General features: G+C 64.8%; 22 protein-coding genes and 1 tRNA gene. 7 read left to right on the plus strand and 16 right to left on the minus strand.

What is annotated here, in order from left to right; all coding sequences use genetic code 11:
• Positions 1-6 precede the first annotated feature (6 nt).
• The 6 genes from XH88_RS30790 to XH88_RS30815 all read right to left on the minus strand — a co-directional run bounded on the left by XH88_RS30790 (position 7) and on the right by XH88_RS30815 (position 11,183).
• Positions 7-345 carry a lipid-A-disaccharide synthase N-terminal domain-containing protein gene (locus XH88_RS30790; RefSeq protein WP_271671986.1) on the minus strand — a complete coding sequence of 113 codons (339 nt, stop codon included), beginning with the start codon at positions 343-345 and terminating at the stop codon, positions 7-9.
• Positions 342-1,076 (minus strand): glycosyltransferase family 2 protein, encoded by a 735-nt coding sequence (locus XH88_RS30795; RefSeq protein ID WP_271671987.1) that lies wholly within the window; start codon positions 1,074-1,076, stop codon positions 342-344. The genes XH88_RS30790 and XH88_RS30795 overlap by 4 nt, the downstream gene beginning before the upstream one ends.
• Before the next feature lie 66 nt (positions 1,077-1,142).
• Entirely contained in the window at positions 1,143-1,976 is an 834-nt protein-coding gene (locus XH88_RS30800) for a phosphatase PAP2 family protein (protein WP_271671988.1), read from the minus strand.
• Position 1,977: 1 nt separating this feature from the next.
• A complete protein-coding gene (locus XH88_RS30805) occupies positions 1,978-3,720 on the minus strand; it encodes an ArnT family glycosyltransferase (protein ID WP_271671989.1) in 1,743 nt (580 codons plus the stop codon).
• A 50-nt stretch (positions 3,721-3,770) separates the two neighbouring features.
• Positions 3,771-5,831, minus strand: coding sequence for a penicillin-binding protein 1C (pbpC, locus tag XH88_RS30810; RefSeq protein WP_271671990.1), 2,061 nt, complete (start codon positions 5,829-5,831; stop codon positions 3,771-3,773).
• Positions 5,832-5,978: 147 nt separating this feature from the next.
• Complete coding sequence (locus tag XH88_RS30815; RefSeq protein ID WP_271671991.1) at positions 5,979-11,183, minus strand: alpha-2-macroglobulin family protein; 5,205 nt, start codon at positions 11,181-11,183, stop codon at positions 5,979-5,981.
• A gap of 402 nt (positions 11,184-11,585) precedes the next feature.
• Between XH88_RS30815 and XH88_RS30820 the strand changes: the two genes are divergently transcribed.
• The 3 genes from XH88_RS30820 (at position 11,586) to XH88_RS30830 (ending at position 12,509) form a co-directional block, all read left to right on the plus strand.
• Positions 11,586-11,662: transfer RNA gene (locus tag XH88_RS30820), tRNA-Arg, on the plus strand.
• Positions 11,663-11,862: 200 nt separating this feature from the next.
• The gene (locus tag XH88_RS30825; RefSeq protein WP_271671992.1) at positions 11,863-12,078 is read left to right on the plus strand and encodes a hypothetical protein; all 216 of its coding nucleotides are present in this window, start codon (positions 11,863-11,865) and stop codon (positions 12,076-12,078) included.
• Between the two features lie 194 nt (positions 12,079-12,272).
• Complete coding sequence (locus XH88_RS30830; protein ID WP_271671993.1) at positions 12,273-12,509, plus strand: hypothetical protein; 237 nt, start codon at positions 12,273-12,275, stop codon at positions 12,507-12,509.
• A 48-nt stretch (positions 12,510-12,557) separates the two neighbouring features.
• Here XH88_RS30830 and XH88_RS30835 read toward each other — a convergent pair whose 3' ends face one another.
• The 6 genes from XH88_RS30835 to XH88_RS30860 form a co-directional block, all read right to left on the minus strand.
• Positions 12,558-12,962 carry a hypothetical protein gene (locus tag XH88_RS30835; RefSeq protein ID WP_271671994.1) on the minus strand — a complete coding sequence of 135 codons (405 nt, stop codon included), beginning with the start codon at positions 12,960-12,962 and terminating at the stop codon, positions 12,558-12,560.
• 134 nt (positions 12,963-13,096) lie between these two features.
• A complete protein-coding gene (locus XH88_RS30840) occupies positions 13,097-14,374 on the minus strand; it encodes a hypothetical protein (RefSeq protein ID WP_271671995.1) in 1,278 nt (425 codons plus the stop codon).
• Positions 14,375-14,559: 185 nt separating this feature from the next.
• Positions 14,560-14,778: a hypothetical protein gene (locus XH88_RS30845; protein WP_271671996.1), complete on the minus strand. Its 219-nt coding sequence runs from the start codon at positions 14,776-14,778 to the stop codon at positions 14,560-14,562.
• 667 nt (positions 14,779-15,445) lie between these two features.
• Positions 15,446-16,231, minus strand: a complete 786-nt coding sequence (locus XH88_RS30850; protein ID WP_271671997.1) for a hypothetical protein — start codon at positions 16,229-16,231, stop codon at positions 15,446-15,448.
• 201 nt (positions 16,232-16,432) lie between these two features.
• Positions 16,433-16,657, minus strand: a complete 225-nt coding sequence (locus XH88_RS30855) for a DUF2273 domain-containing protein (RefSeq protein WP_271671998.1) — start codon at positions 16,655-16,657, stop codon at positions 16,433-16,435.
• 65 nt (positions 16,658-16,722) lie between these two features.
• Positions 16,723-16,959 (minus strand): hypothetical protein, encoded by a 237-nt coding sequence (locus tag XH88_RS30860; RefSeq protein WP_271671999.1) that lies wholly within the window; start codon positions 16,957-16,959, stop codon positions 16,723-16,725.
• A 265-nt stretch (positions 16,960-17,224) separates the two neighbouring features.
• Here XH88_RS30860 and XH88_RS30865 point away from each other — a divergent pair, with 265 nt between their 5' ends.
• Positions 17,225-17,572: a DUF6481 family protein gene (locus XH88_RS30865; protein WP_271672000.1), complete on the plus strand. Its 348-nt coding sequence runs from the start codon at positions 17,225-17,227 to the stop codon at positions 17,570-17,572.
• Between the two features lie 158 nt (positions 17,573-17,730).
• Here XH88_RS30865 and XH88_RS30870 read toward each other — a convergent pair whose 3' ends face one another.
• Entirely contained in the window at positions 17,731-17,973 is a 243-nt protein-coding gene (locus XH88_RS30870; protein ID WP_271672001.1) for a pentapeptide MXKDX repeat protein, read from the minus strand.
• A gap of 342 nt (positions 17,974-18,315) precedes the next feature.
• On the opposite strand from XH88_RS30870, the gene XH88_RS30875 reads away from it, so the two are divergent.
• From XH88_RS30875 to XH88_RS30885, 3 genes are read left to right on the plus strand one after another with little or no spacing between them, the layout of a single operon-like run.
• Positions 18,316-19,338, plus strand: a complete 1,023-nt coding sequence (locus XH88_RS30875; protein ID WP_271672002.1) for a TRAP transporter substrate-binding protein — start codon at positions 18,316-18,318, stop codon at positions 19,336-19,338.
• Positions 19,335-19,889 (plus strand): TRAP transporter small permease, encoded by a 555-nt coding sequence (locus tag XH88_RS30880; protein WP_271672003.1) that lies wholly within the window; start codon positions 19,335-19,337, stop codon positions 19,887-19,889. The genes XH88_RS30875 and XH88_RS30880 overlap by 4 nt, the downstream gene beginning before the upstream one ends.
• Positions 19,886-21,244, plus strand: coding sequence for a TRAP transporter large permease (locus tag XH88_RS30885; RefSeq protein ID WP_271672004.1), 1,359 nt, complete (start codon positions 19,886-19,888; stop codon positions 21,242-21,244). Before XH88_RS30880 ends, XH88_RS30885 begins: the two co-directional genes overlap by 4 nt.
• Before the next feature lie 108 nt (positions 21,245-21,352).
• Here the strand turns inward: XH88_RS30885 and XH88_RS30890 are convergent, their stop codons facing one another.
• Genes XH88_RS30890 through XH88_RS30900 form a run of 3 tightly spaced genes read right to left on the minus strand, consistent with a single transcriptional unit; the run spans position 21,353 to position 25,878 of the window.
• On the minus strand, positions 21,353-22,264 hold the full coding sequence (locus tag XH88_RS30890; protein WP_271672005.1) for a hydroxymethylglutaryl-CoA lyase: 912 nt from the start codon (positions 22,262-22,264) through the stop codon (positions 21,353-21,355).
• Position 22,265: 1 nt separating this feature from the next.
• Positions 22,266-24,269 (minus strand): acetyl/propionyl/methylcrotonyl-CoA carboxylase subunit alpha, encoded by a 2,004-nt coding sequence (locus XH88_RS30895; RefSeq protein WP_271672006.1) that lies wholly within the window; start codon positions 24,267-24,269, stop codon positions 22,266-22,268.
• 4 nt (positions 24,270-24,273) lie between these two features.
• Positions 24,274-25,878 carry a carboxyl transferase domain-containing protein gene (locus tag XH88_RS30900; RefSeq protein WP_271672007.1) on the minus strand — a complete coding sequence of 535 codons (1,605 nt, stop codon included), beginning with the start codon at positions 25,876-25,878 and terminating at the stop codon, positions 24,274-24,276.
• Positions 25,879-25,898: the final 20 nt, after the last annotated feature.

Below are 25,898 nucleotides of genomic sequence, written 5' to 3' on the forward strand. Positions count from 1 at the left end.
GTCCGATCAGCGGTCCAGCGTCTTCGACGCGCGGCCGCGGTTCTTGATGATCAGCATGATGTTGCGGACATAGATGATGGTTGCCAGCGCCTGCCCGAGGATGATGATGGGCTCGCGCTTCACGACGCCATAGACCAGCGTCATCAGGCCGCCGCCCATCGAGCAGAACCAGAAGGCCATCGGCACCACGCTGTTGCCGGCGCGCTCGCTCGCGATCCACTGCACCAGGAAGCGCGCGGTGAAGAACAGTTGCGCGACAAGCCCGAAGGCGAGCCAGAAATCGAACTTGGCGACGAAGACGTCGTAGAGATAGTTGCTCAGCGCCTGGCCGTACTGGATGATCATGCCTTCACCTCGGTCACTTCAGGCGTCGGTTTCTTGCGGCGGATCAGCCACCACACGCCGGCGAGATCCATGATCCCGATCCACAGCCGGTCGAAGAATCCGTAATTGGACACGCCGGAATGGCGCGGCCGGTCGATCACGTCGACATAGGCGATCTCAAATCCTTCGCGGCGCATCAGCGCAGGCAGAAAACGATGCAGCCCGTCGAAATAGGGCATCATCAGGAACACCTCGCGACGGAACGCCTTCAGCCCGCAGCCGGTGTCGCGCGTGCCGTCCTTGAGGATGGCATTTCGGATCTTGTTGGCGACCCGCGACTGCAATTTCTTGAAGCCGGTGTCTTTGCGCCCGACGCGTTGTCCCGCGGCAAGCCCGACATTGGCGCCCTTCTCGACCGCCGCGATCAGGTCCGGCAGGAAGGCGGGGTTGTTCTGGCCGTCACCATCGAGCGTCGCCACGATGGCGCCGCGGGCCGCGCGCACGCCGCTGCGCACTGCCGCCGACTGGCCACCTGACTTCGCATGGCGCAACTGCCGCAAATTGTCCCGCCGCGCCATGATCGCCGCAAGCCGCTCGCCGGTCGCATCGGTCGAGCCGTCGTTGACATAGATGATCTCATAGGCCCAGCGGCCATCGAGCGCGGCCGTGATCTCCTCGATCAGGGGAGCAATGTTGTCGGCTTCGTTGCGCACGGGGACGACAATGGAAACCGAAGGCTGGGACGACGACAAATCGAGCGCTCGTGGTTGGATTGGCCTGCGACCTGGGGAACCGGCGGCCCCGGCAAGCAGCCGCTTTTATGGGGCGGATGGGCTACGGGCAACCCTTTTGAAGCCCCCTGGAAGCGGCACGATGGTGCCGTCCGCCTGGATGGCAAAAGCCAGCCGGCGCGCCGCAAACCAGTAGCGGACCGCCATGGCGCCGACCATGCCGACCAGCGCGCCGGCCGTGACGTCGCTCGGATGATGTGCGAGCAGGACAAGACGCGTCAGCAGGATCGCGATCGCGTAAGTGAACATGACCACGCGCAGGCGTGGCCAAAGCGCCGAGACAGCAAACGCCAATGCGAACGCCGTCACCGCATGGCCCGACGGGAGGCTGGTATAAGCCCCGGTCCCCTCGAAGGGAATGAAGTTGAAGGGATCCGCCTTGCCGCCGACGAACGGCCGTCCGCGGCCGATGAGATATTTCAGGATCTCGGCGACGAACACCGACACGGCAACGGACAGAAACAGATATTGCAGCCTTGTGCCGAAGCCGAGCAGCACTGCGCGGCGCGTGCCGTGCATCCCGGCGGCCACGAGCGCCACGATGACCAGCGCAACACCCAGGACCGCGAGCACATTCTCGTCCTTGCCGAAATCGGTGAGAATGCGGATCGGCCAGAGCGACGGCGTGCCGCGCGCCGGCATCAACTGGATCTCGGTTCGGTCAAACGCGAGCATCAGCAAGATGATCAGCGCCGCACCCGCCGCACTGAGCCAAAGCGAATGCCGCGCCAGCTTTCGCGCGGCCGCGGCTCGGCGCGAATGCGAGGGCGGGCGCACGAGCTGCGCCAGCGCGTGCCCCGAGACCGTGAGCAGCTGCAGCGGGTAGCTCGCACGCGGCGCGATGGAGGTGGAGTCCGACATCCTATTCCGTGCCCTCGGAGCGGAAGATCGAGATCGAGATCGCGCGTCCTTGGGAGAAATTGTAGCCGTCGATGCGCGGGCCGACCTTGTAGCGCAATCCGATCGCCTCGGCGCGCTGCGCGAAGCTGCGCTCCGAACGCTGCTCGATCAGCGCAAACCGGCAGCTTCCCTGCCTCAGGAAATCGGCAGCGCCCGATCCGTCGGTCAGCAACGTCCGCGTTCCCGTCAGGAAGACGAGGCTCGGCTCGGCATAGCCGGCCGAGGCCGCCCGCGGGCCGACGCAGGTCACGTTGCGCAAGGCGCGCGCGATCTCGATGCTCGGAAACAGCGGCGTCAGCGACGGCAGCACGATGCCATAGACCACCACCGCCAGCATCAGTGCGGCGACCAGTGCGTTGAGCAACGAGCGCTCCGCGCGATTATTGTCGTACAGCCACCAGGCAAACAGGCCGAAGATCAGCGAGGCCGCGATGAACGGCCAAGCCACGAAAGCCGGCTGCCGGGTCAGCACCACGGCGCCGACCACCGCGATGATCGAACCGCCCGCGGGAATTGCGAACCACCAGGCCGAGCCGCGTGCGAGCCACGAGCGCGACAGCACGTTCCGCTCCAGCGCGCCGGCCGTGAGGATCGCAATCGCCGGATAGAGCGGCAGCACGTAATGCGGCAGCTTGGTCAGCACCGCCTCGAACACGATCCAGGACGGGATCAGCCAGGACAGCAGGAACTGCGCGCCGGGCTCACGCCGCGCCCGCCACACCGCGGGCGCCGCCATGGCCGCGAGCGGCGCACCGGGCCAGAACGTGATCCAGAACAGCGCCAGGTAAAGTCCGGGCGGCGCGCCGTGTGATTCCTGCGCACCGAGCTTGCTCAGCATGTCGCCGCCGACTGAATCGGCGAAAAAGGCATCGCCCGCCCGCCAGAAGATGGCGACGAACCAGGGCAACACCAGCACCAGCATCCACATCAGGCCCCAGACCGGGCGCAAGCGCCAGAGCCACGAGGAATCGCGGTCCTGGATCGCGAGCGCGACGATGGTGAGTCCTGCGAACATCAGGATCAGCGGGCCCTTGATCAGGATGCCGACAGCGAGCGCGGTCCAGAAGATCGCGGGCCAGCTCCAGGGCGGATGGGTCTCGTCCTCGGCACGCTGCCAGGACAGATAGGCGCGCGACATCGCGCCCATCGCGGCGACCACTGAGAGCAGCAGCACGGCATCCGTCTTGGCGAGCCGGGCCTCGACACCGAGCAGCACCGAGGCGGCCATCAGCAGCGCGGCAAGCACTGCCGCGCGCCGCGTGACGAAGCCGAGCGCGGTCCAATAGGTCATCAGCACCGCGCCGATGGCGCCGATCAGCGAGGGCAGCCGATAGACCCAGATCCGCAACTCGGCCTTCGGCAGCTTCAGCGCTGTCGCGGTCTCGACCGCCGCCGATTGCAACCAGTAGATGCCGACCGGTTTCTTGTAGCGAACGTCCTCCTGGAAGCGGATGTCGACGTAATCGCCACTCTCGACCATCTGCTTGGTGGCCTGCGCAAAGCGCGCCTCGTCGCGGTCGACGGGCGGGATGGTGAAGAATCCGGGCAGAAACAGCAGCAGCGCGCACAGCACCAGGAAGCCCACGGCACGGGCGTGGCTGCCGGTGACAAAATCGAGCATCAGCACGAGCCGACCGCCCGGATTTACCGGCATTTTCGGCTCTCGGGGCGCTCCAAAACGGGGAGTCGGATAGGTCTCGGCCATTGGTTCCGCTTACGCTGAAACCGCCATCGCCACAACCGCTTAAGCCGCTCTCATTGAATTCGAATGACGACTGTGTCCGCGGCGCCCGTGGCGTCGATCACAGTCAGCCGTGCAAAGCCCGGGCCGGGCGGGTCGATCAGGCGCTGGCGGCGTCCATCGATCTCGCCGCGCGCGGTTCCGTTGACCATGACGGTCATCGGCAACACCCCGCCGGCGACCTTGACGGGCATGGCCGCGGCTTCTGTGCCGCCTGAGCGATCTACGTCGATCCGGGCGCCATTCAGCGGGAACTGGATGTGGAGCACCTGTTCGCCGCCGGTGCGGATGAGTTCTCCAACCGGGCGAAACCGCTTCAGCGGCAACGGCAACTTCGCGTTGCTGGCCACCAGGGTTCCCTTGGGCGCCTTCGGCAGCGGAACCAGCGTCTTGCCGGTGCGCGCGAAGGCATCGAACAGGATGGGCGCTGCGGCCACCCGGCCGATCAGGCCGGGAACCGGCGCGCCATCGGGCCTGCCGACCCAGACGCCGACGGTCATCCGGCCGTCGAATCCAACCGACCAGGCGTCACGATAGCCGTAGGAGGTGCCGGTCTTGAAGGCGATGCGGTTATGGACGGCATTTTCCGGCGGCGGGGTTCCCAACAGCACATTGCCGACCTGCCAAGCTGCAACCTGATCCAGCAGCCGCAGCGGCTCGCGATCGTCCCTGGCGCTCATGATCTCGCGCAGCGGCTTGGTGGTGCCGAGCCGGGGGAAACCTGCATACAGTTGCACGAGGTCCTGGAGCGTGACACCGACGCCGCCGAGACCCATGGCGAGCCCCGGTGCTTCATCTTTGGGCAGGACCAGATTGCCGCCGGCCTGTCGCAGCCGCGCGGCCAGACGGCTCGAGCCGACGCGGTCGAGCAGCACGATCGCCGGCACGTTCAGCGACATCTGCAACGCCTTCTTTACCGGCACCGTGCCCTGGAACGTCATGTCGAAATTTTCCGGAGCGTAGGAGCCGAAACGCACTGGACGGTCGTCGATCAAACTATCGGGGTGAACAAAACCGTCCTCGAAGGCGAGGCCGTAGATGAACGGTTTCAGCGTCGAGCCCGGCGAGCGGATGGCGCGGGTCATGTCGACCTGCCCTGCCCGGCTCTCGTCGAAATAATCCGCCGAGCCGACACGGGCGAGCACGTCACCGCTGTCGTTGTCGACCACGATGATGCCGACCGAGACGTTCGGTCCCAATGCGATCGCGCGGTCGCGCGCCAGCGGCTCGAGCACCTTCTGGAGATTGGAGTCGAGCGTCAGCTTGATGACCGGGGCATCCTTGACGGTCGCAAGCGCGGTGTCGGAGGCATGCGGCGCCAGAATCGGCATCGGCTTGCGCAGCTTTGGAATGGGTACGGCCTTCGCCTGCCTGGCATCGTCCGCGCTCACCACGTGGTCCTCGACCATGCGGTCGAGCACACGATCGCGCGCGATACGAGCGATATCCGGATGGCGATCGAGCCGGCGCGTCTCCGGCGATTGCGGCAGAGCCACCAGCAGAGCCGCCTCGGCCAGCGACAGCCGCTTCGGCTCCTTGCCGAGATAGGCAATCGATGCGGCGCGGATGCCTTCGAGATTGCCGCCATAGGGCGCCAGCGCGAGATAGAGGTTGAGGATCTCGTCCTTGCTCAAGCTGCGCTCCAGCTCGATCGCGCGGACGATCTGGTGCAGTTTTGCGTAGAGCGAGCGCTGCCGCCGCGGCTCCATCAGCCGAGCGAGCTGCATTGAGATGGTCGAACCGCCGGACACGATATGGCCGCGCGTCGACAGCTGGATCGCGGCGCGGGCCAGCGCCAGCGGATCGATGCCGTCATGGGCATAGAAGCGCTGGTCCTCATAGGCGAACAGCAGCTTGAGGTAAGTCGGATCGACATCGGATTTGGCATCGACCGGCAACCGCCAGCGTCCGTCGGCCATAGCGTAGGCGCGCAACAGCTTTCCGTTGCGGTCGACGACGGTGGTCGAAACGCGCCGGGCTTCATCGAGCGGCAGCGGACCGAGGGAATAGACCCAGCCGACGAAGCCGACGACGGTGAGGATGAAGGCGAGCGCGAGGGCGGAGAGGAAGCGCATGCTCGTGCGCCCTCCTCCGTCATGGCCGGGCTTGTCCCGGCCATCCACGCTCTTGCTAGCCGAGCCAAAGTCCGTGGAGGCCCGGGACAAGCCCGGGCATGACGACGAAGATTGTGGCACGTGCGGAACGCTATTCATCCAAAGCACTCACTTCGCCGCCCGCACCTCGACGGTGCCCGTGCCGGTGCGGCCATAGCGCGAGGGATTGTACATGTCCTCGACATAGGCCTGCGGCAGCACATATTTGCCGGGCGAGACCACACGCACGACATAGGCGACGGTGAACACCGCCTTGGAATCCGAGGCGCGATCGACGGCCGCCGTGAAGCGGTCGTCGCGGAACTCGGTGTTCTCAGGCTCCGCACCGTCCTCGATCCAGTCCAGCGTGCCGCTGTCGCCCGACGATACCAGCTTCGGGTTGTCGATCTCGAGGCCGGCCGGCAGATAATCGGACACCATGATGTGGCCGTACTCCGGCTTTGCCTCCGTGATCTTCAACACCACGGCGAAGCGATCGTTCTGCTTGACCTTGCTGATATCGGCCGGCTTGCCATCGAGCGTGAAATAGTTCCGCTCGATCTTGAAGCCGTTAGACGCGGCCGGCTCCAGGGTCACAGGCGAACCGGACACCGAGACCACCGCCTGCACAGGCGCATCGCCGGTGTTGGTGATCTTCAGCGGCTTGCCGCTCAGCGTGTCCGACTTGTAGCTGCGGTAGAGCGCGGTCTTGATCGGCTGGCCATCGACCTCGATCGAGAGATTCTCCTTGGCCAGCGCGCGCGCCGCCAGCACCAGCCACGCATTCTCCTGCGTGGAGGTGTAGGGCGTAAGCCCGCGCGCGGTCTCGACCCGCGCCACCGCTTGCGTCAGCGTCGCCTTCGGCGCATTGCCTTCGCTCGCGAGCGAGACGAGGGCAGCGGCATCGCGCAGCTGCGAGCCATAGTCGGCGCGGCCGAATTCCAGTACCGGCTTTGGCGCGAGGCTGTCGAGCGCCGCGCCATAGACCCGCTCCGCGCGGTTGCGGTCGCCGACCAGCGCCAGCGCCGCCGCAAGCTGAGACTTCGCAATCGGGGTAGCGAGATTGTTCAGCTTGGTGTCGGCGAGATAGCGCAGATCGCCGATGGGAGCAGCGCCATTGCGGGCGAGCACGTAGAGGCCATAGGCGAGATCGCGGCCGCCGTCCTTCTCCGGCTCATTGCCGTTGACGACGGAGTTGCGAATCCGATCCAGCGCGTTCTTGAACAGGACGTCCGGTACCACAAAGCCCTTTTCACGGGCACGGGTGAGGAAGTCTGTCACATAGGCATCGAGCCAGGCATCGTCGCCGCCCGCCGACCACAGGCCGAACGAGCCATTGGAGCCCTGACGGGCCAAAAGCCGCTCGATGGCGTCCCGGATACGCTGGTCGACCTCGGTATCCATGGCGAGATGCGCCCCGGCCGCGAGGTCGTTGACGTAGAGTAGCGGCATCGCGCGGCTCGTGATCTGCTCCGAGCAGCCATAGGGATAGCGGTCGAGCGCCTTGAGGATCGTCGCCGCATCGAGCGCCGTCGACAGGCTCGCCGAGACCGAGACGCTGCCGGTACCCGGCACGAGGTCGGAGAACATGTCCGAGGTCAGCGTCAGGCTCTCGCCCTTCGCCAGGGTGCGGATCGAGCGCCGCGCCAGCACCTGCGTCGCCGCCTTGACGTCGAACGCATAGTGACGCGCCAGCGCGAGGCCATTCGGCCCCTTGATGTCGACGTCGAGCGTCGCCTGCCCAGCCGCTGTCGCATCGAGCGCGAGCGCGAACGAATTGCGCTGCTTGGCCGCGAGCTTGACGGCGGTGGCGGCATTGCCGGTCATCTTCACCGGGCCGCCGGTCTTCACCTTGATCACGTAGTCGCCGGCCTGCCCCTCGACATTGTCGATCTCGAGGTTGACCGTGCCGTGGTCGCCATTGAGCAGGAAGCGCGGCAATGTCGTGGTCAGCACGACAGGGTCGCGGATCACGACGTCGGTGTTGGCGCGGCCGAGCTTGGTGGCGGTCCACGCCACCGCCATCACGCGAGCGGTGCCGGCGAACTCAGGTATGTCGAAGCTCACCTCGGCGCTGCCGTCGGCGCCGACGGTGACGATGCCCGAATAAAGCGCCAGCGGCTTCTGCGCAGGCGGCGAGCCCTGGAGCTCGGCTGCGCCGGCGTCACCGCCCGACTTGATCTGGCCGCGCGTGCCCGACATGCCGTCGATCAGCTGCCCATAGAGATCGCGGATCTCCGCGGAGAGCTGGCGCTGGCCGAGATAATAGTCATCCGGCGCCGGCGGCTTGTAATTGGTGAGGTTGAGAATGCCGACATCGACGGCGGCGATGACCACCTTGGCGTCCTCGCCTGGATTGAGTCCGTCGAGCTTGACCGGAATCTTCAGCATCGAATTCGGCCGGATCAGCGTCGGGGGCGTCAGCTTCACCTGGAGCGTGCGGGCCTGCTTGTCGATCCCGAACCATTTCAGGCCAATCGCACGGCCCGGCATGCGCTGGGCGGCCGCATCGAGCGGACGGCGCAGCGTCGCCACCACATAGGCGCCCGTGCCCCAGTCCCTGCCGACCGGGATCTTCAACTGCGCGGTGCCTTCCTTGATGTCGATGGTTTGCGTCGTCAGCAGGCGGTCGCCGACAACATTGACGGTGAGCTTGCCAGCGGTGCGGGCATTGACCGACACCGTCATGGTGTCGCCGGAAGCGTATTGCGGCTTGTCGATCGAGGTCTCCAGCAGATCCGGCGTGTCGGCGCTGCCGTCGGAATACCAGCCGACGTCGAACTGCACCGAGGTCACCGGGCCGTCAGCGTCGTTCGACTTCACGTCGAGACGGTAGCGGCCGGGGCGCGGCGCCAGGGAGATGCGGGTGGGCTTGTCGGCGGCGATGGCAACGTCGCCATCGGCCACACGCGAGGTCGACTTGACCGGCTCGTACTCCCAGTAATTGTTCTGGCGATACCACTGATAGCGCGACTCCATCTTCAGGAGTTCATAGCGCAGGCCGTCTCGGGCAAGGGTCTTGCCCTCGGGCGAGACGAACACGACGTCGAACTCGGCCTTGTCGCCTTCCGCGACGTTCTTGTCTGCGAACAGCGGCTTGATGCCAATCAGGGCGGTCGCGGGCGCGACCGGCAGCACCAGCTTGCGTTCGACGGCGCGCCCTCCGGTCTCGACCATGCGGACGAAGATCTGCGCCTCCTGCGGGCGGGTCGATGCCGGCTGCTTGTCCAGCGTTACGGGAAAGGTCGCAACGCCATTGGCGTCGGCCTCGGGCAGATTCTCCAGCGGTGTACGCTCATTCGAGGTGGTCTCTTCGTCGGCGACGCCGAACTGATAGCCGGAAAAGCCTGGCCGCTCGGCAGCCGGCGCAATCAGCAAATCGCCCTCGAGCTGGAGGCCGGACGCCGGCGCGCCATAGAGGAAATGGCCATCTGCCTTGAGTTCTACAGGAGTATTAGCTTTGATCAGCTTGTCCTTGGCGGACAAGTCGAATTCGATCCTGTCAGGAACGTAGTCCTCGACCATGAACGTGGTCTCACCGACCGAAGAGCCCTTCGGATCGGTGAAGGCGCGCACCCGCCAGGTGCCGGTCGGCACGGCCGAATTGAGCGGCACAGCGAGCGTGCGGCCGCCGGCGCCCTGGTCGGCGAGCTGAGCGCGGCGAAATTCGACGCCGTCGGGGCGCTCGATCACCAGGGTCAGCGGCCCGCCATTGACGGCATTGCCCTGCCCATCGCGCAGCAGTGCGGTCAGATAGACGGTCTCGCTGGAGCGGTAGACGCCGCGCTCGGCATAGACGAAGGCATCGGCGCCCGAGGGCACCGCGCGCCCCGCAACGCCGCGGTCGCTGAGGTCGAAGGCGGAGGTCTTGAGGCTGAGGAAGGCATAGTCGGCCTTCTCGCCGGTGACGGTCAGCATCGCCGGCGACAGGCCGCCCTCGCCGCGTGCGAGCCCTGTCTCGAACAGAACGTGGCCGGCGGCGTCGGTCGTGCGCATCGCCAAAATCTCGTTGTTGCGGGCGACCAGCCGCACCTCGGCCTTGCCGACCGGGTCGGTCGAGGCCAGCGAGTTGACGAAGACGTGGATGCCGTCATTGCCGGAATAGGCGGTGACGCCGAGATCAGAGACGATGAACCATTGCGTGGCGAGCTGGTAATCGTCGTCCGAGCCAGGCCCCTTGGCAGCGGCGGTCATCACATAGACGCCGGGCTGCAGCTCGCCGAGCGCCTCGTCGACCGGGAATGCAGTCGTGATGTCCTGGTTCAGCGTCATCGCGGTCGCCAGCTCGCCGGACCAGACCTTGACGCCCCGCTCGTTACCGAGTTCGGAGAGCTGATATTTCGACAATGTCTTCTGGAAGTCGCTGTCGACCACCGTGTTGATCAAATTGCGGTCGCCGATGCGGAAGACGTTGATGTTCACCGCGGGCGTGTTGACGCCGACCACGGGAATGCCGCGCTGGCCGGTGCGCGGCAGCACATAGGCGCGGCTGGTGAAGCGCACGAACGGTTTGCGGTCGCGCACATAGATGTTGAACTCGGCCGATTTCGGCAGCCCCTCCTTCACGGTGGATGGCAGGCCGGCGCGCAAGTTGATGTTGTAGCGCTCGCCGTGCTTCAGCCCGTCGATGCAGAGCTGCTTGCCCTCGGCCGACAGCGCCGGCTTGTCCTGGCCCGCCAGCGCCAGGAACGGCGCGAAATCGGTGCGCTTGGCGAGCTCCTCGGAGAACTGGAAGCACGCGCGCGGGCTCGCCGAATCCGAGTCCACGGTATAGTCGAGCAGCCGGAAGCCATGCTCGTCGCGCAGCTTCTCATATTGACCGCGAACGTCGGCGACCTCCTTGGTATCGAGCGACAGTCGGAGCGAATCCAGCGCCGGCCGGAATAAATGCCGTTCGGCCAACGCCCTGCCGAGCACGGCGAGCGCGTCGGCCTCCTCGCCCGGATTGCCGGCGCGCATATAGGCGATGTAAGCGGCGGTCGAGGCACGTTCCAGCAGGAAAGTCTGTTCGCTCGAGCTCTTCGGCGTGATCTGGAAAATGGCTCTGGCGAGCCGCAACCAGTTGCCGGCATCCTCCGGCGTGGTCGCGGCGATCTGACCGAGCACCGACAGGCCCGTGCGGAAATCGAAGCGCTTGAAGGCGGCGTCGGCGTCGGTGCGCAGCGTCGCATTGGTCTTGGCGACTGGCCCCGCTTCGCTCCTGATCTGCGCTTCCAGCTTGATCGCGGAATCGGCGAGATCATCGCGCTTGAACGCTTTTTCAGCGGCGTGCGCAGCACTCAGGCCGAACGCCAGCGTGGCGCAGAGGGTGACGGCGCGAACCAGACCGATCATGAATGGACTCCCGGAAATCGCGGACGAAGGCCGCGGCGGCGATAAGTGCGCGGAAAGGTGACAGACTCAAGGCGATGGAACCAGAGGTGCAAAACGTCACATTCGCCATGGCAAGCCACGCCCAGAGGAGACCGATCAAGATACCACCGCGCGCGCCGTCCTGTGGCGCAGCCAATATCAGACCAGTCGACCGGTGACCGTGTCCCGGAAGCTAGCCAGCGTTGCCGGCGACGTGATCCGTCGTCCAGTCCGCTGCCGCTCAACCCGGCACCCTGACACTTCACCGTCCGTTTTGTCGTCCCAGAGAGGAAAACGGTTCGGTTCAGACTTGGCGAAGCGCCGGATTTTTCATATTGGCATGCTATACGAACAGCGGCCCGCCCAAGGCGGGCGGCTCAGGACGGTCCCGTAGCTCAACTGGATAGAGCATCAGATTTCTACTCTGAGGGTTGCAGGTTCGATTCCTGCCGGGATCGCCAGTCTTTCAGTTTTCAAATCACCATCTTGGCGGCGTTTCGCCTCCGTTCTTCAGCGTGATTCGTGTTGCGCGGCGTTCCCAGCCCGTTGCAATGATTTCAGCGCCTGACCCGACATTACAAATCGCTCCACGCAACACGGCGGCAACACCAGCTTTCGCGATGTGTTCATGGGAGCCGCGCGATGACGCTTTGATGGTGGGATGACCATCCGTCTCATCAAGCACGAAGCCATGCCGGACACCGGAAGCTTTGAAGTGCGCTTCGCTGATGGTCGCCGGAGTGTCTACTTCTACGTCGACGGACTTTCCGTCGCGTCAGTTGCGGCCGGAGCAGATGATCCGCGAGGAAGCCCTCAACTTGGCGACGATGTTCGCGCGAATTATGCGCGGGATAATCGAAGGGTGGCCGTTGGCTGACCAGAGGGCCTTACGCAATTGCCATCGACAGGATGGTGGCGAGGGCGACGAGCAAGGGGTACCTCCTTAGAGGTACGGCATGTCACATGCCTGTGGCATGGCCGTTGCAGAGAATAAAGCGCTGCCGGGACCTGTATTTCGAGCCCAACAGCGCTTCTTTCGTCAGCCCTGGTTATTTTTTGAGGAACCACCCCATGCCATCGGCCACCATTGAATTGATCGTTTCCGCTTACGTACGTTTGAAGAACCGGCGGGCGCTGGACGATATGCGTGACCTTCGGCACGAGCTGCTCAAAGATCTGCAGGCTGCGTCCGGCTTCGATTCGCGCCGGGCCCTTGAGGAGGTTCGGAAGGACCTGCGAGTAATCGAGCAAGGGCTAGCGCAGCTCCGACTGCCACAAGTGACGCTGCCCGAGAACGAGTGGCGCTGAATAGACCCGCCAACGTGAACCGGCGGGCGTTCGATTTGTCGGAAAATTTCAGGGCCGATGTAGCTGCACAATCGGCGCCGACTTCTGCGTCGGCTCAGGAGAGTCGAGGAATCCGGTAACAAGCTGCGTCCTGCTCAAGGTCGCAGTACCGGCGTTCATGATTAACGCGCCACGTGTCGCTCCCTTGCCAACCCGCTGCCATTCACGAACGCGTGGGTTGGTTCGTCCCGGGCTTTGAACCAGACGGATGCGCCCTATGTATCGGCGGCGGGCGAGCTTTGCCCGAGAAGGACTGTCGATGCCGCGAACTGAACTAATGAGAATGGGAATCGCCTTCGCGGTGGCGATCGTGGCAATTTCGTTTCTGGCGCTCGATGCAATCGTGGACGTTAACTCCAGCGCGATCACGAAGCGAATCGAGACGATGCAGGCTTCCATCGCGGATGTCGCCATGAGCCGGCATCAGCTCGCCTCCACCGTTCAGGCCTGGACGCATCGAGGCGATCAGAAGCAACCATCAGCGATCGAGTGATGCCGGCACGGCAATAAGTCGGCCGGCAAATTGACGACGTGCCGCGGCGTGACGATCAGAGCCGGCATTGGTTCGATCGCCACCACTCCGCAATCGCCGCTGCGAGGTCATTCCACGGCTTGGTCGGCAGATCCGGGACCGCGACCCGGACGCTGTACCGGTCCGTGGTCGCGTCGTGAAACCATTCGGTCGCGGCGAAGTCGAAACCGAAGCTGCCGGCGTGGCGGATGGGATGTCCCTTCCGGCTGAGGTCGTGGCTCATGGCCTCTGCTGCTTGCCGCGCACTTGTCTCGTCAAGGGGATGGCCAGCGCGGAGCGTGACGTAGAGGCCGTGGGTGAAGTGGAGTTCGGCCGCGAGCGAAGCAAGCTCGTGCGCAAAAAGCCTGGCCGCATGGCGACCATTGCGCAGGATGGCTGCGACACGCGTCTTCGTTAACGCCCAATAGGCGTCGCTGCCCACATAGGGCGGGAAATGCGCCGGCAGCGCCGCGCCCCCCAGGAGCCGGATTGCGTCGCGAGTGTCCGCTGCCATCTGCTCGACCATCGAACGGCACGGTTTGGCGCCCTGCTCGCTCCAGCTGACCAAAACCGCAGAACCGAGCCTGCCGTATTCCGCGCCGAGCGAATCCAGCTTGTTATGGCTTCGCACCATCACGACCGGAAGCTTGGATCGCTTTGCCCAGCGCAGCACGCGCCGGATGCGTCCCGACCGTCCGGCGAGGCAGGTCGTGTCGAATACCAGCAGGTCGAGCGCGGCCGCGTCGCAGTGCAGGACGGCTTCGAACGCGCCGGCAGAGACGCACGAATCCAGCAGCAGAATTCGCGGCGCGCCTGTCCGTGCAAACGCGCCCAGGAGCGGCAGTTTCAGCGGGACGAGACGCAAGGTTGGGACAAAACGCTTGATGAGCTCCAGCGTCTCGCCGTAGGAGCCCGGCAGCACCAGGATGTCTCCGTTGGAGAAAGTTGATGCGGAAGCCAGCAGCAGCGTCGAGATCGCGGCCATGCCGGACGCGGAATAGAGCGTCTCGCCGGCGCAGCCATGCCCGAGTTCATAGAACGAAGGGCCAGCGACACTGAGATCTGCCCGCTGGTAGTCATAGCTGAAAGCGAACGGACCGCTGGTGGGACAGGCCGATGCCGACCACGCCGTCTCCGTCGCCTTCCAGTCCTGCAGCGCATGCTCCGCATGCAGCATGGCGGTGAGCTGGAATTTTGTCTTGATGACCTCATCCACCGATCGCGGCCGGGGCAAGCGCCGCGGGTTCTTCAGGCAACCGTTCAGCAGCCCGATTTCCCTGTGCTTGCGATCCAGATAGGCTTCAATGGTCTCCATGCGCGTCTTGATGTCACGGTCGGAAAGCTTCCATCGCTCTTCAACGCTTGGCGTGTGCTGGAGGTCCAACGGCGGCGTTTCGTTCGTTCACGATCCGACTCCGCTTCGTTCCCGGAGCACGAATCGAGACAGCGAAATCTCCTCCTTGAGGAGTCTTAACGCCGCGTTTCTGCAGCTTGAGTTGGTCAAGCTTCGAGCGGCACAAACACAGGCCGCATCCGATACGCGTCGATCGCGGCGTTCGAGAGCAGCAGTCTGCGCCGCTCGCCGCGGATCATCATGCGGTCGATCCTGTTCAGGATGAAGCGGGCAGCATCCGTGCGCTCGCCCGTGAGCAGACCGGACCGGTCGAGATATTTCCAGGCGATCTGGAAGGACTGTGCGCGCAATTCAAGGTCTGTCATGTCAGGCCAACGTCGGCCGGGAACAGATGTTCCTATTGCGAGCTATGGTGGCGCGAAGCATTCGCGCGTCGTGGCGAGCGCCGGTCGACAACATGCGAAGATCGCGTGGAACGGGATCGCGACCACCGTGTTGTCTGCGATGAAATAGAGTGGTGCCGACCCGCCAACCCCGGTCGGCTTTGAAGGGCCCCGTGCTTTCCCCCCGAGCACGGGGCTTTCTCATGAATGGGGATGAAGTCCGGGCAAATGATTCGGTCAGGCGAAAATCAGTCTCTCTGCTCGTCGTCGCGACGATCGCGGGCGAGCTGATGCCAAGCCAGGGCCAGCTCGATGAGTCGTTGCCGGTCGGCGCCTTCGGATTCCGCCGCCCGCCTCATCGCCGCCTCGGCTTCAAGTTGTGGGTCGTACTTCGTACACATAAGACCGACTCTAGCCGGCCGATATGGACAAGTGCGTGGCAATTTCGTCCGTATGATTGCGGAGGAAAAAATCTCCCGCCGTGCGCTTCCGCACGATATTACCACGATCGATTTTGCGCGCGCCCGCGGCGAGGTCGCGCTACCGGCGGTCTTCGTATTTTCCTCATTCCATAGCAATCCAGGCGGGTCCAACGAAAACGAGGCGGGCACGGGCCCGCCTCGTTCATGCTGGATTGCACGCTAGAGGTTCAGTAGCAGGCGCGGGGATCAGCCTGCACATACTGGCCGCTCGGATAGCGGTAATAACAAACGTCCTCGGCCCAATAGTAGCCGGGCCGCGAAGCGGCGGTTGCGCCTGCGATTGCTCCGGTGGCGCCGCCGATGACGGCGCCAGCGGCCGCACCCGAAGCGTTGCCAGACAGCAAGCCACCGAGCACCCCACCAACGATGGCTCCGCCGAGCGCGCTCGCGCCGGGATCGGCCGGCGGCGGCGGGGGCGGCGGCGGTTCATAAGCGACTGGCGGGCCGGGCGGCGCGTAGGCCACCGGCACGTCGTCGATATAGTCTTCAGAGATGTAGGCGGGCGGACCGTCCATCCGCTGCGGATAATAGTACCAGACGCCACCGACGTCCCACCACCAGCCGGACCGGCCATTGTGGACCTCATGGCGCCAGCGTCCGCCCTCCCAGGCAAGATTGCCTCGATAGGGATGTCCATCCCAGTCGCGCGTCGGCGCCGGGCCGCGTGCCACGTGGCGCCCGGGTCGCGGAGCCGGGCCACCGGCTCGGTGCGGGCCTGGGACTGGTGCCACATGAGCCTGGTTACCAGGCTGGGGCGCGGGCCGTGCGGCCTGCTGCGGCGGAGGCCCCTTGCGGATCTTCTGATTGGTCTGGGGCGGCGCGCCGGTACCCTGCCCCGGCGGCTGGTCGGCGCCCTTCGGCGGACCTGCGTCCTGCGCTTGCGCTGATAGCGCCAGCAACGACATGGCCGAGACCATGGGAACGATAATCTTCATGCGGCTGGACGCACTCATCCGTGCCTACCCCCTACTTTCAGAAATTGCCGTGATCCAGGCGCGATAAACGATTCGGATCGCGCCCGGCGGATGCCGGATGCCATAACTGACCTGCCAAAAGTGACCTGTCGGAATTGACCTGCCAACCCGGCTGTGTCCCGTTACAAATGATTAAGATCACGGCAATTTTTCGTTCGGCGACGACTCACCAAAGCGCCTCTAGCGGGCCGGCTCGATCACATTGCAATTGCTGCGCCCTGACATCAGGCAGTCCTGCATCTTGCTGGCCGCGGTGAGGTTGCGGGCGAGCCACAAGCCGATCCCGAGGATGACGGCAGCAATGATCAACCCCGCGATTGCGCCGCGGCGGCTTCCGCCGGATTGGGCTTTCGGCGGCGCGCCGGGCTTTGCGGTCGGGTCAGATTTGGACTCAGGCTGCGGCATGGGGGCCTTGTCGCTCGGTGGGCCCCTGTATCACCTCTGCTGCGTCCCGTCACATCCGACGCGGCTTACCCCCTGGTCGGCTTCATCGGCTCTTTGCGCGAGGTCTCGACTGCCGGGATTGCATGCTGCGCGCGCGGTGCGCAGCTCGTGAGAATGAACGCGGTCTGGGTGCACTCCCAATTGGCACCCAAAACGCTACTCTCGATGGGTTGCGGCCGGCCGGCCAAGAGCAGCGCGCCGGCGACCGCCACTGCGGCGGCCGTGATTGCAAGGGCCTTCGCGCTCAGCCGGAAAGAGATCATGCCCGTGCTCCGTCTCGTTGGGGCGGACGCTAGGCGCCGCCGCTGGGTGCCCTTATGAGGGACATCACAATTCGGCAGTTTTTCCGGGCTACGAAGGATCGGCTGGGTCCAGCGATTTCGTTGACCTGATCGGCTGCGATTATGGGTGGCTTCACGGCGCGCGGCGATGTACACGCTTCTGCGTCGCGTGGCGCCTGCTTGTGCCCAGCCGACGTACCAACAGGCAGTGATGTAGGATCGAAAGCGAGGAAGACAAGGCTCGTCGATGAGTGGATTCAGGGAACCCGGCTTCGCAGACCGGCAAAAGGCGGCGCAGGACGCACGCAAAAATCTGTTGAACAAATTCAAGTCGCAGCCGGGCCCCGACGATCCGGCGGTGGTCGCTCGCCGCGCCGAGCGGGAGGCCCTCGCCGCCAAGCGCGCCGAGGCCAAGGCCGCTCGCGAAGCCGAAAAGGCCGAGCAAAAGCGCCTCGACGAAGAAGCCAAGGCCGCTGAGGCGGCGCGCATCGCACGCGAAGCTGAAGAAGCAATTGCCAGGCAGGCCGCGCTCGAAGCCGAGCAGAAGGCCAAGCGCGACGCCCGTTACGCCGCCCGCAAGGCCAAGCGGAAGTAAGCTTCAACGGAATTTGACCTGAAGCGCACCCGCTTCAGGTCAGATCATGATGTCCCGGCCGGGTCCGCGCGAATGCGCGACACGATGATGGACCTTGAGGCGAACCGGCGGAGCGCATGCCCGGTTCGCCACGTTGGACGACCGGGCGGACGCGAAGATCAGTTCTTCTTCATCATCCCGTCGTCCTTCTTCACGCCGTCCTTCGACATGTGATCCTTCTTCATGCCGTCGTCCTTGGACATGGTGTCTTTCTTCATGCTGTCCTTGGACATCGTGTCCTTTTTCATCATGCCGTCATCCTTGCCCATCTTGTCCTGAGCAAAGGCGGCCGGCGACAGCGCCAGGCCAAGCGAGAGAGCGGCAGCCGAGACGCCGAGCGCGATGCGGGTGCGAATGGTCATGAGAAATCTTCCCTTCGAGGTGATGTTTGTCAGCGACGTGTGCCGCTACCCAGTCTCGACGGATCGACGCCTATGCTTGTTACGCGAGGCCGCAGATCTTTTTGGATGTCTTCGGCGCGCCTCGCGCGATCGCGCCTGATGCACAGCATTAGCGATGGGACGGTGTCACCGGCGTGTGCAGCGCAGCAAGGCCAACCCTTGCCGCGGCATTACGTCTCGAACTATCAAATGAGATAACTCGACGTCCAAGACCGGATAGGATGGGCCTCCGCGCCGGTCTCATGACCCACCCAGATCAGCTCAAGCAAGAATAGTCCTAAGAACCGTCCAAGGGGATCTACCATGTTCACGCGCCGCCATCTGCTCGCGACCGCCGTCGCTGCGCCCGCCATTCTCCGTTTCGGCATTGGCACCGCGCATGCCGCGACCACGCTGAAGATCTCGCACCAATTCCCGGGCGGCACCATCGACAAGGGCGATTTTCGCGACCGGCTCTGCCGCATGTTTGCAGCCGAAGTCAGCAAGCGTAGCAACGGCGACATCGCCGCGGAAATCTATCCAAACTCCTCGCTGATCAAGACCAACGCGCAGTTCTCCGCCATGCGCAAGGGCGCGCTCGACATCTCTCTGTATCCGATGCCCTATGCCGGCGGCGAATTGCCCGAGACCAATATCGGCCTGATGCCCGGCCTCGTCACCACTTACGATCAGGGCATGCGCTGGAAGAAGGAGCCGGTCGGCAAGGCGCTGACAGACTTCCTCGCCGACAAGGGCATCATCCTCCTGACCTGGGTGTGGCAGGCCGGCGGCGTCGCCAGCCGCTCCAAGCCGATCGTGGCACCGGAAGATGCCAAGGGCATGAAGGTGCGCGGCGGTTCGCGCGAGATGGACATGGTGCTGCAGACCGCCGGCGCCTCGGTCCTCTCTGTCCCCTCCAACGAAATCTACGCGGCGATGCAGACCGGCGCCTGCGACGCCGGCATCACTTCCTCCACCAGCCTGATTTCGTTCCGCCTCGAAGAGGTCGCGAAGTCGCTGACCTCGGGCGCCGGCGCGTCCTACTGGTTCATGCTCGAGCCGCTGATGATGTCGAAGGCGATCTTCGACAAACTGCCGAAGAACCAGCAGGACATCCTGGTCGCTGTGGGCGCAGAGCTCGAAGCTTTCGGCCGCAAGGGCGCGCAGGATGACGACGTCGAGGTCGCGAAGGTCTACGAGAAGGCCGGCGCCAAGGTTTCGGCGCTCGATGCCGCGACCGTCGGCAAGTGGCGCGACATCGCCCGCGACACCGCGTGGAAGGATTACGGCGCCAAGACCGCGACCGCTGCGAACCTGCTCAAGCTCGCCTCCGACGTCGCTGCATGAGCCACGGTCCGCTTCCGGATCGAGACGATCAGGCGAATGCTGCTGCAAGCACCGGCCTTGCGGCAGCGCTCGATCGCGGCCTCGCCATCCTCAACCGCATCATCGTCGTGTTTGCCGCGCTGGCGCTGGTCGCGGCCTGTGCGATCCTGAGCTACAGCGTGCTGAGCCGCGCGCTGTTCAAGGCCGCCAATTACTGGCAGGATGAAGCCGCCGTGTTCCTGCTGGTCGGCGCCACCTTCATGACGGCGGCCTATGTGCAGCAGAACCGTGGCCACATCGGCATCGAGGCCTTCGTCGGGCTCTTGTCCCCGCTGGCGAACAGGATCCGGCTCTGGTTCGTCGACGCCGTGACGTTGATGTTCTGCGCCTTCTTTACGTGGAAGTCCTGGACGCTGGCGCATGAAGCCTACGTCGACGGCCAGGTCTCGAACTCGATGTGGTCGCCGCCGCTTGCCATTCCCTATTCCCTGATGGCGCTCGGCATGAGCCTGCTCTGCGTCCAGATCCTCGTTCAGTTGGCGCTGCCTTTCGCAGGAACCAGGCGTCCATGAGCGTTTTCGGCATCGGTATCGCTTACGGAGTCGCGACGCTGCTCGTGATGTTTTCGGGCATGCCGATTGCGTTCGCACTCGGCGCAGTCGCGGTCGTGTTCATGGGCATCTACATGCCCTCGGCGTCGCTCGATACGGTGACGCAAAACGTCTACGAGGAGATGGCCTCGATCACGCTGCTGTCGATCCCGCTCTTCATCCTGAAGGGTGCCGCAATCGGCAAATCGCGCGCCGGCCAGGATCTCTATTCGGCGCTGCATGCCTGGCTGCATCGCGTGCCCGGCGGCCTCGGCGTTGCCAACGTGTTCGCCTGCGCGCTGTTCGCGGCGATGGCGGGCTCGAGCCCCGCGACCTGCTCTGCGATCGGCTCGGCCGGGATCCCCGAGATGCGCAAGCGCGGCTACTCCGGCGGTTTTGCTGCCGGCATCATCGCCGCCGGCGGCACGCTCGGCATTCTGCTGCCGCCCTCGATCACCATGATCCTGTTTGCGGTGGCCGCTGAAAAATCGCTCGGACGCCTGTTTCTCGCCGGCATCGGCCCCGGCCTGCTGCTGGTCTCCCTGTTCGGATTCTACGCGGTGTTCCGTTTTCGCCGGGAATATGCCGCGGCCGAAGCGATCTACAAGAACGGCGGCCCGGAGGCGGCAATCCTCGCGCGGGACGAGTACACACTCGCCGAACGCTTCAGTGTGCTACCCCGCGTGATCCCATTCGTCCTGCTGCTGACCGGTGTGATGGCCGCGCTCTATGGCGGCTTTGCCACGCCGTCGGAGACCGCCGGCCTCGGCGGCCTTCTCGCACTGGGATTAATTGCAGCCATCTACGGTGTGTGGCGACCGGAAGACCTCGGCCCGATCATGAAATCGACGATCCGGGAATCCACCATGCTGATGATGATCATCGGCATGTCGCTGCTCTATTCCTACGTGATGAGCTATCTGCACATCTCGCAATCGGCGGCCGAATCCGTCGTCGCGATGCATCTGCCGCGCTGGGGGCTGTTGTTTGCGATTCTCGTCATGGTCGTCGTGCTCGGCTTCTTTCTCCCGCCGGTCTCGATCATCCTGATGACTGCACCGATCATCCTGCCACCGCTGCGCGCCGCCAATTTCGACATCATCTGGTTCGGCGTCGTCATGACCATCGTGATGGAGATGGGGCTGATCCATCCCCCCGTCGGCCTCAACATCTTCGTCATCCGCAACGTCGCGCCTGATATTTCGCTGAGCGAGGTGATCTGGGGCACGCTGCCCTTCGTGCTCCTGATGATGGGCGCGGTGCTGCTGCTGTGCCTCGTGCCGGAAATCTCGACCTGGCTGCCGGATCTGGTGATGGGGCCGGACGGGAGCAGGTAGCGCCGAATCGTCCCGTCATTGCTGCGAGGAGCTCTTGCGACGAAGCAATCCGGACTGCCTCGACGGAACCGCTCTGGATTGCTTCGCTACGCTCACAATGACGGAGAACTAGGGGACTGCCCGCTTCTTCTTCGCGTTCAGCGCCGTCGCGACGCGGCTCACCGGTGGCTTGCCCAGCACGACGCTCATCGCGTTCGTCGCCGCCAGCAGCTTCTCCAAATCGACGCCGGTACTCACGCCCATGCCCTCGAGCATGTAGACGACATCCTCGGTCGCAACGTTGCCCGTCGCCCCGGGCGCGTAGGGACAACCGCCGAGCCCGCCCGCAGCGGCATCGATGACGCGAATGCCCTCCTCTAGCCCCGCATAGAGATTGGCCAGCGCCTGGCCGTACGTGTCGTGGAAATGCATCGCGAGCTTCGCAGCGGGAACATTGGCAGCCACCGCGCGCAGCATCTCCTTGGCCTTGGCTGGCGTGCCGACGCCGATGGTGTCGCCGAGTGAAATCTCGTAGCAGCCGCGCTCCCACAACGTGCTGGCGAGGTCGGCCACGGCCTTCGGCTTGATCTCGCCGTCAAAGGGGCAGCCGAGCACGCAGGAGATGTAGCCGCGCACCTTGACGCCGTCGGCCTTGGCGCGCGCCAGAACCGGCTTGAACCGCTCGATGGATTCCGCGACCGTGCAATTGATGTTGGCGCGGGAAAAACCTTCCGAGGCTGCCGCGAAGACCGAGACGACCTGTGCGCCGGCCGCGCGCGCGGCGTCATAGCCCTTCTCGTTCGGCACCAGCACGTGGAATTCGGCGCCGGTCAGATGATCGATGCCTCGCAGCACGGCATCCGAGCTTGCCATCTGCGGGATCGCCTTGGGCGAGACGAAGGCGCCGACCTCGACCGTGTCGAGCCCGGCCGCGACCAGCGCCTCGATGAAGGCGATGCGGGCCTCGACGCTGATTGATGCCTTCTCGTTCTGGAGGCCGTCGCGAGGCCCCATCTCGATGATGCGGACGGAGTCGCTCATGTCACTCCTCCGACGGCTCGACCACGGCGAGCTCGACGCCTTCCTGGACGATGTCGCCGACCTTGCACTTGACCGTCTTCAGGACGCCCGCAAACGGCGCGCGCAGCGTCTGCTCCATCTTCATGACTTCCAGGGTGAGGATCGGCGCGCCCTTCTCGAGCTTCGCCCCCTCTTCGGCCAGCACGGCGACGACCGTGCCTGGCAAGGGAGCAACGATCTTGTCCTCGCCGACATGCTCCTCGCTCTCGCCGCCGAACGGGTCGACCCAATGCAGGTCGAAGCGGCCGTTGCGCGTGCGCAAATACAGCTCATGCCCGTCGATCACGGCGGCGACCGAGGATTTGACGCCATCGAGCGTCAGATCAAAACCGGCATCCTTCGGTACCACCGCGAAAGCCAGTTCGCGTTCGCCAATCACCAGCGTCGACGGCCCGCTGCCGTAATTGAGCGTGATCTTCTGCTCGGGGCCGTGGCCAACGCGGAAGGCAAAGCTGCGCTGGCGGCGGCCGACCGGCATCCAGCCAAACGTCTGCCACGGCGAACTCGCCTCGCCTTGCGTGGCGCGCTCCTCGTCATTGACGATCGCGGCCACTGCGGCGCAGAGCTCGAGCTCGCCGGGCGCGGACGCGGTCTGCGTCAAGGCCGCGAGCTCGCGCTCGATGAAGCCGGTGTCGATCGCGTTCGCGCGCACCTTCGGATGCGTGATCAGCGCCGACAGGAACGGAATGTTGGTGACGATCCCGCGAACGTCGGAGTCCTCCAGGGCGCGGTTGAGCCGGTCGATCGCCACATCCCGCGTCGGTGCCCATGCGATCATTTTGGCGAGCATTGCGTCGTAATACGGCGAGACGCTATCGCCCTCGCGGTAACCGGCGTCAATGCGCAGGCCGCCGGTCTCGGCCGGCAGCCGCCAGGTCGAGATCCTGCCGACCGACGGCATGAAGTTCTTGGTCGGATTTTCCGCGTAGACGCGCGCCTCGACGGCGTGGCCGTTGAGCTTGATCTCGTCCTGCTTCAAGGGCAGCGCCTCGCCGAACGCGACGCGCAGCTGCCATTCGACGAGATCGATGCCCGTGATCAGCTCGGTCACGGGATGCTCGACCTGCAGGCGCGTGTTCATCTCGATGAAGAACACGTCCTTGCCGTCGGAGACGAACTCGATGGTACCGGCGCCGACATAGTTCACGGCGCCCGCCGCCTTTCGCGCGGCAGCGCAGACGATCTCGCGTTGGGCGGGGCTGAGCGTCGGCGACGGCGCCTCCTCGATCACCTTCTGATGGCGGCGCTGCAGGGTGCATTCGCGCTCGAACAGCGAGAGCAGATTGCCGTGGCTGTCGCCGATGATCTGCACCTCGATATGCCGGGGATTGTCGACATATCTTTCGATCAGCATGCGATCGTCCCCGAACGCAGCCTTGGCTTCGCGCTTGGCGCTGACGATCGCGGGCGCAAGCTCGGCCGCCGAGCGCACGATGCGCATGCCGCGGCCACCGCCGCCGGCGGACGCCTTCACCAGAATGGGGAAGCCGATCTTGTCCGCGGCCTTAGCCAGCGTCGCATCGTCCTGAGCCTCGCCGTGATAGCCCGGCACCAGCGGTACGCCGGCCTTCTCCATCAGCGCTTTCGAGCCGGACTTCGAGCCCATCGCCGTCATCATCCCGGCGGTCGGGCCGACAAAGACGAGGCCGGCATCGAAGCAGGCCCGCGCGAACTCGGCGTTCTCGGACAGGAAGCCGTAACCGGGATGCACGGCTTCAGCGCCGGTCTTGCGCGCGGCCTCGATCAGCCGCTCGACATTGAGGTAGCTGTCGCGGGCGCGTGCGGGCCCGATCAGCACGGCCTCGTCCGCGAGCGCGACATGCGTCGCATCGCGGTCGGCCTCGGAATAAACAGCGACGGTGCGCAGGCCCATGGCGCGGGCTGTGCGGATGACGCGGCAGGCGATTTCGCCGCGGTTGGCGATCAGGAGGGTGCGAAAACGACGGTAGAGCTTTGAACGGTCCATCGCATCACATCCTGAACAGGCCGAATTTCGTCGGCTCGATCGGCGCGTTCGACGCCGCCGAGAGCCCGAGGCCGAGCACGAGGCGGGTGTCGGCCGGGTCGATCACCCCATCGTCCCACAGCCGCGCGGTCGCGTAATAAGGGTGTCCCTGGCTCTCATATTGCGCGCGGATCGGCTCACGGAATTTGTCTTCCTCTTCCCTGGACCAGCTGTCGCCCTTGGCCTCGATATTGTCGCGGCGGACCTGGCTCAGCACCATCGAGGCCTGCTCGCCGCCCATCACCGAGATGCGCGCGTTCGGCCACATCCAGAGGAAGCGCGGCGAATAGGCGCGGCCGCACATGCCGTAATTGCCGGCGCCGTAGGAGCCGCCGATCACCACGGTGAATTTCGGCACGGAGGCGGTCGCAACCGCCGTCACCAGCTTGGCGCCGTCGCGCGCGATGCCGCCGGCCTCGTATTTCTTGCCAACCATGAAGCCGGTGATGTTCTGCAGGAACACCAAGGGAATGCCGCGCTGGCAGCACAGCTCGATGAAATGCGCCCCCTTCAGCGAGCTCTCGCTGAACAGAATGCCGTTGTTGGCGATGATGCCGACCGGATAGCCCCAGATATGGGCGAAGCCGCACACCAGCGTCGTGCCGTAGAGCTTCTTGAACTCGTCGAACTCCGAGCCGTCGACAACGCGGGCGATGATGTCGCGCACATCGAACGGTTTCCGGCCATCGACCGGCACCACGCCGTAAATCTCCTCCGCCGCAAACAACGGATCGCGCGGCTTGTGCATGTTGAGGTTCGGCCGCACTGATGGCTTGAGCGTGCCGACGATGCGGCGGGCAATGCCGATCGCATGCGCATCGTTCTGGGCGTAGTGGTCGGTCACGCCCGACTGGCGCGAATGCACGTCGGCGCCGCCGAGTTCCTCGGCGCTGACGACCTCGCCCGTCGCGGCCTTCACCAGCGGCGGGCCGCCGAGGAAGATGGTGCCCTGGTTGCGGACGATGATGCTCTCATCCGACATCGCAGGCACGTAGGCGCCGCCGGCGGTGCAGGAGCCCATCACGATCGCAAGCTGCGGAATGCCAGCTGAGGACATCTGCGCCTGGTTGTAAAAGATGCGGCCGAAATGCCGCTCGTCCGGAAAGATCTCGTCCTGCAGCGGCAGGAAGGCGCCGCCGGAATCGACCAGGTAGACGCAAGGAAGATTGTTCTGCCGCGCGATGTCCTGCGCACGCAGATGCTTCTTCACGGTCATCGGATAATAGGTGCCACCCTTGATGGTGGCGTCGTTGGCGACAACAACGCATTCGCGGCCCGAGATGCGACCGACCCCGGTGACGATGCTCGCCGAATGCACGTCGCCGCCATAGAGGCCATGGGCCGCCAGCGGCGACAGCTCCAGGAACGAGGTGCCGGAATCGATCAGCAGATCGACGCGCTCGCGCGCCAGCATCTTGCCGCGCGCGGTGTGGCGTTTGCGCGAGGCCTCGCCGCCGCCACCAGCGACCTGGGCGAGCTTCTCGCGCAAGTCCGCGACGAGCGCGCGCATGGCGTCGGCATTGCGCGAAAAATCTGACGACGATGGATCGATGCTGGAATGGAGCGGCATGTTGATTCCAATGAGGTGAA

Source organism: Bradyrhizobium sp. CCBAU 51627 (genome assembly GCF_028128765.1).
Classification (GTDB): Bacteria; Pseudomonadota; Alphaproteobacteria; order Rhizobiales; family Xanthobacteraceae; genus Bradyrhizobium.

Bases quoted from the DNA above. Each gene is read 5' to 3' on its own strand.
- XH88_RS30790 (WP_271671986.1), bottom strand. From the start codon at position 345: ATGATCATCCAGTACGGCCAGGCGCTGAGCAACTATCTCTACGACGTC.
- XH88_RS30800 (WP_271671988.1), bottom strand. From the start codon at position 1,976: ATGTCGGACTCCACCTCCATCGCGCCGCGTGCGAGCTACCCGCTGCAG.
- XH88_RS30805 (WP_271671989.1), bottom strand. From the start codon at position 3,720: ATGGCCGAGACCTATCCGACTCCCCGTTTTGGAGCGCCCCGAGAGCCG.
- pbpC (WP_271671990.1), bottom strand. From the start codon at position 5,831: ATGCGCTTCCTCTCCGCCCTCGCGCTCGCCTTCATCCTCACCGTCGTC.
- XH88_RS30815 (WP_271671991.1), bottom strand. From the start codon at position 11,183: ATGATCGGTCTGGTTCGCGCCGTCACCCTCTGCGCCACGCTGGCGTTC.
- XH88_RS30825 (WP_271671992.1), top strand. From the start codon at position 11,863: ATGACCATCCGTCTCATCAAGCACGAAGCCATGCCGGACACCGGAAGC.
- XH88_RS30830 (WP_271671993.1), top strand. From the start codon at position 12,273: ATGCCATCGGCCACCATTGAATTGATCGTTTCCGCTTACGTACGTTTG.
- XH88_RS30835 (WP_271671994.1), bottom strand. From the start codon at position 12,962: ATGGCGACATCCGCGATGGAAGCCTGCATCGTCTCGATTCGCTTCGTG.
- XH88_RS30840 (WP_271671995.1), bottom strand. From the start codon at position 14,374: ATGGAGACCATTGAAGCCTATCTGGATCGCAAGCACAGGGAAATCGGG.
- XH88_RS30845 (WP_271671996.1), bottom strand. From the start codon at position 14,778: ATGACAGACCTTGAATTGCGCGCACAGTCCTTCCAGATCGCCTGGAAA.
- XH88_RS30850 (WP_271671997.1), bottom strand. From the start codon at position 16,231: ATGAGTGCGTCCAGCCGCATGAAGATTATCGTTCCCATGGTCTCGGCC.
- XH88_RS30855 (WP_271671998.1), bottom strand. From the start codon at position 16,657: ATGCCGCAGCCTGAGTCCAAATCTGACCCGACCGCAAAGCCCGGCGCG.
- XH88_RS30860 (WP_271671999.1), bottom strand. From the start codon at position 16,959: ATGATCTCTTTCCGGCTGAGCGCGAAGGCCCTTGCAATCACGGCCGCC.
- XH88_RS30865 (WP_271672000.1), top strand. From the start codon at position 17,225: ATGAGTGGATTCAGGGAACCCGGCTTCGCAGACCGGCAAAAGGCGGCG.
- XH88_RS30870 (WP_271672001.1), bottom strand. From the start codon at position 17,973: ATGACCATTCGCACCCGCATCGCGCTCGGCGTCTCGGCTGCCGCTCTC.
- XH88_RS30875 (WP_271672002.1), top strand. From the start codon at position 18,316: ATGTTCACGCGCCGCCATCTGCTCGCGACCGCCGTCGCTGCGCCCGCC.
- XH88_RS30880 (WP_271672003.1), top strand. From the start codon at position 19,335: ATGAGCCACGGTCCGCTTCCGGATCGAGACGATCAGGCGAATGCTGCT.
- XH88_RS30885 (WP_271672004.1), top strand. From the start codon at position 19,886: ATGAGCGTTTTCGGCATCGGTATCGCTTACGGAGTCGCGACGCTGCTC.
- XH88_RS30890 (WP_271672005.1), bottom strand. From the start codon at position 22,264: ATGAGCGACTCCGTCCGCATCATCGAGATGGGGCCTCGCGACGGCCTC.
- XH88_RS30895 (WP_271672006.1), bottom strand. From the start codon at position 24,269: ATGGACCGTTCAAAGCTCTACCGTCGTTTTCGCACCCTCCTGATCGCC.
- XH88_RS30900 (WP_271672007.1), bottom strand. From the start codon at position 25,878: ATGCCGCTCCATTCCAGCATCGATCCATCGTCGTCAGATTTTTCGCGC.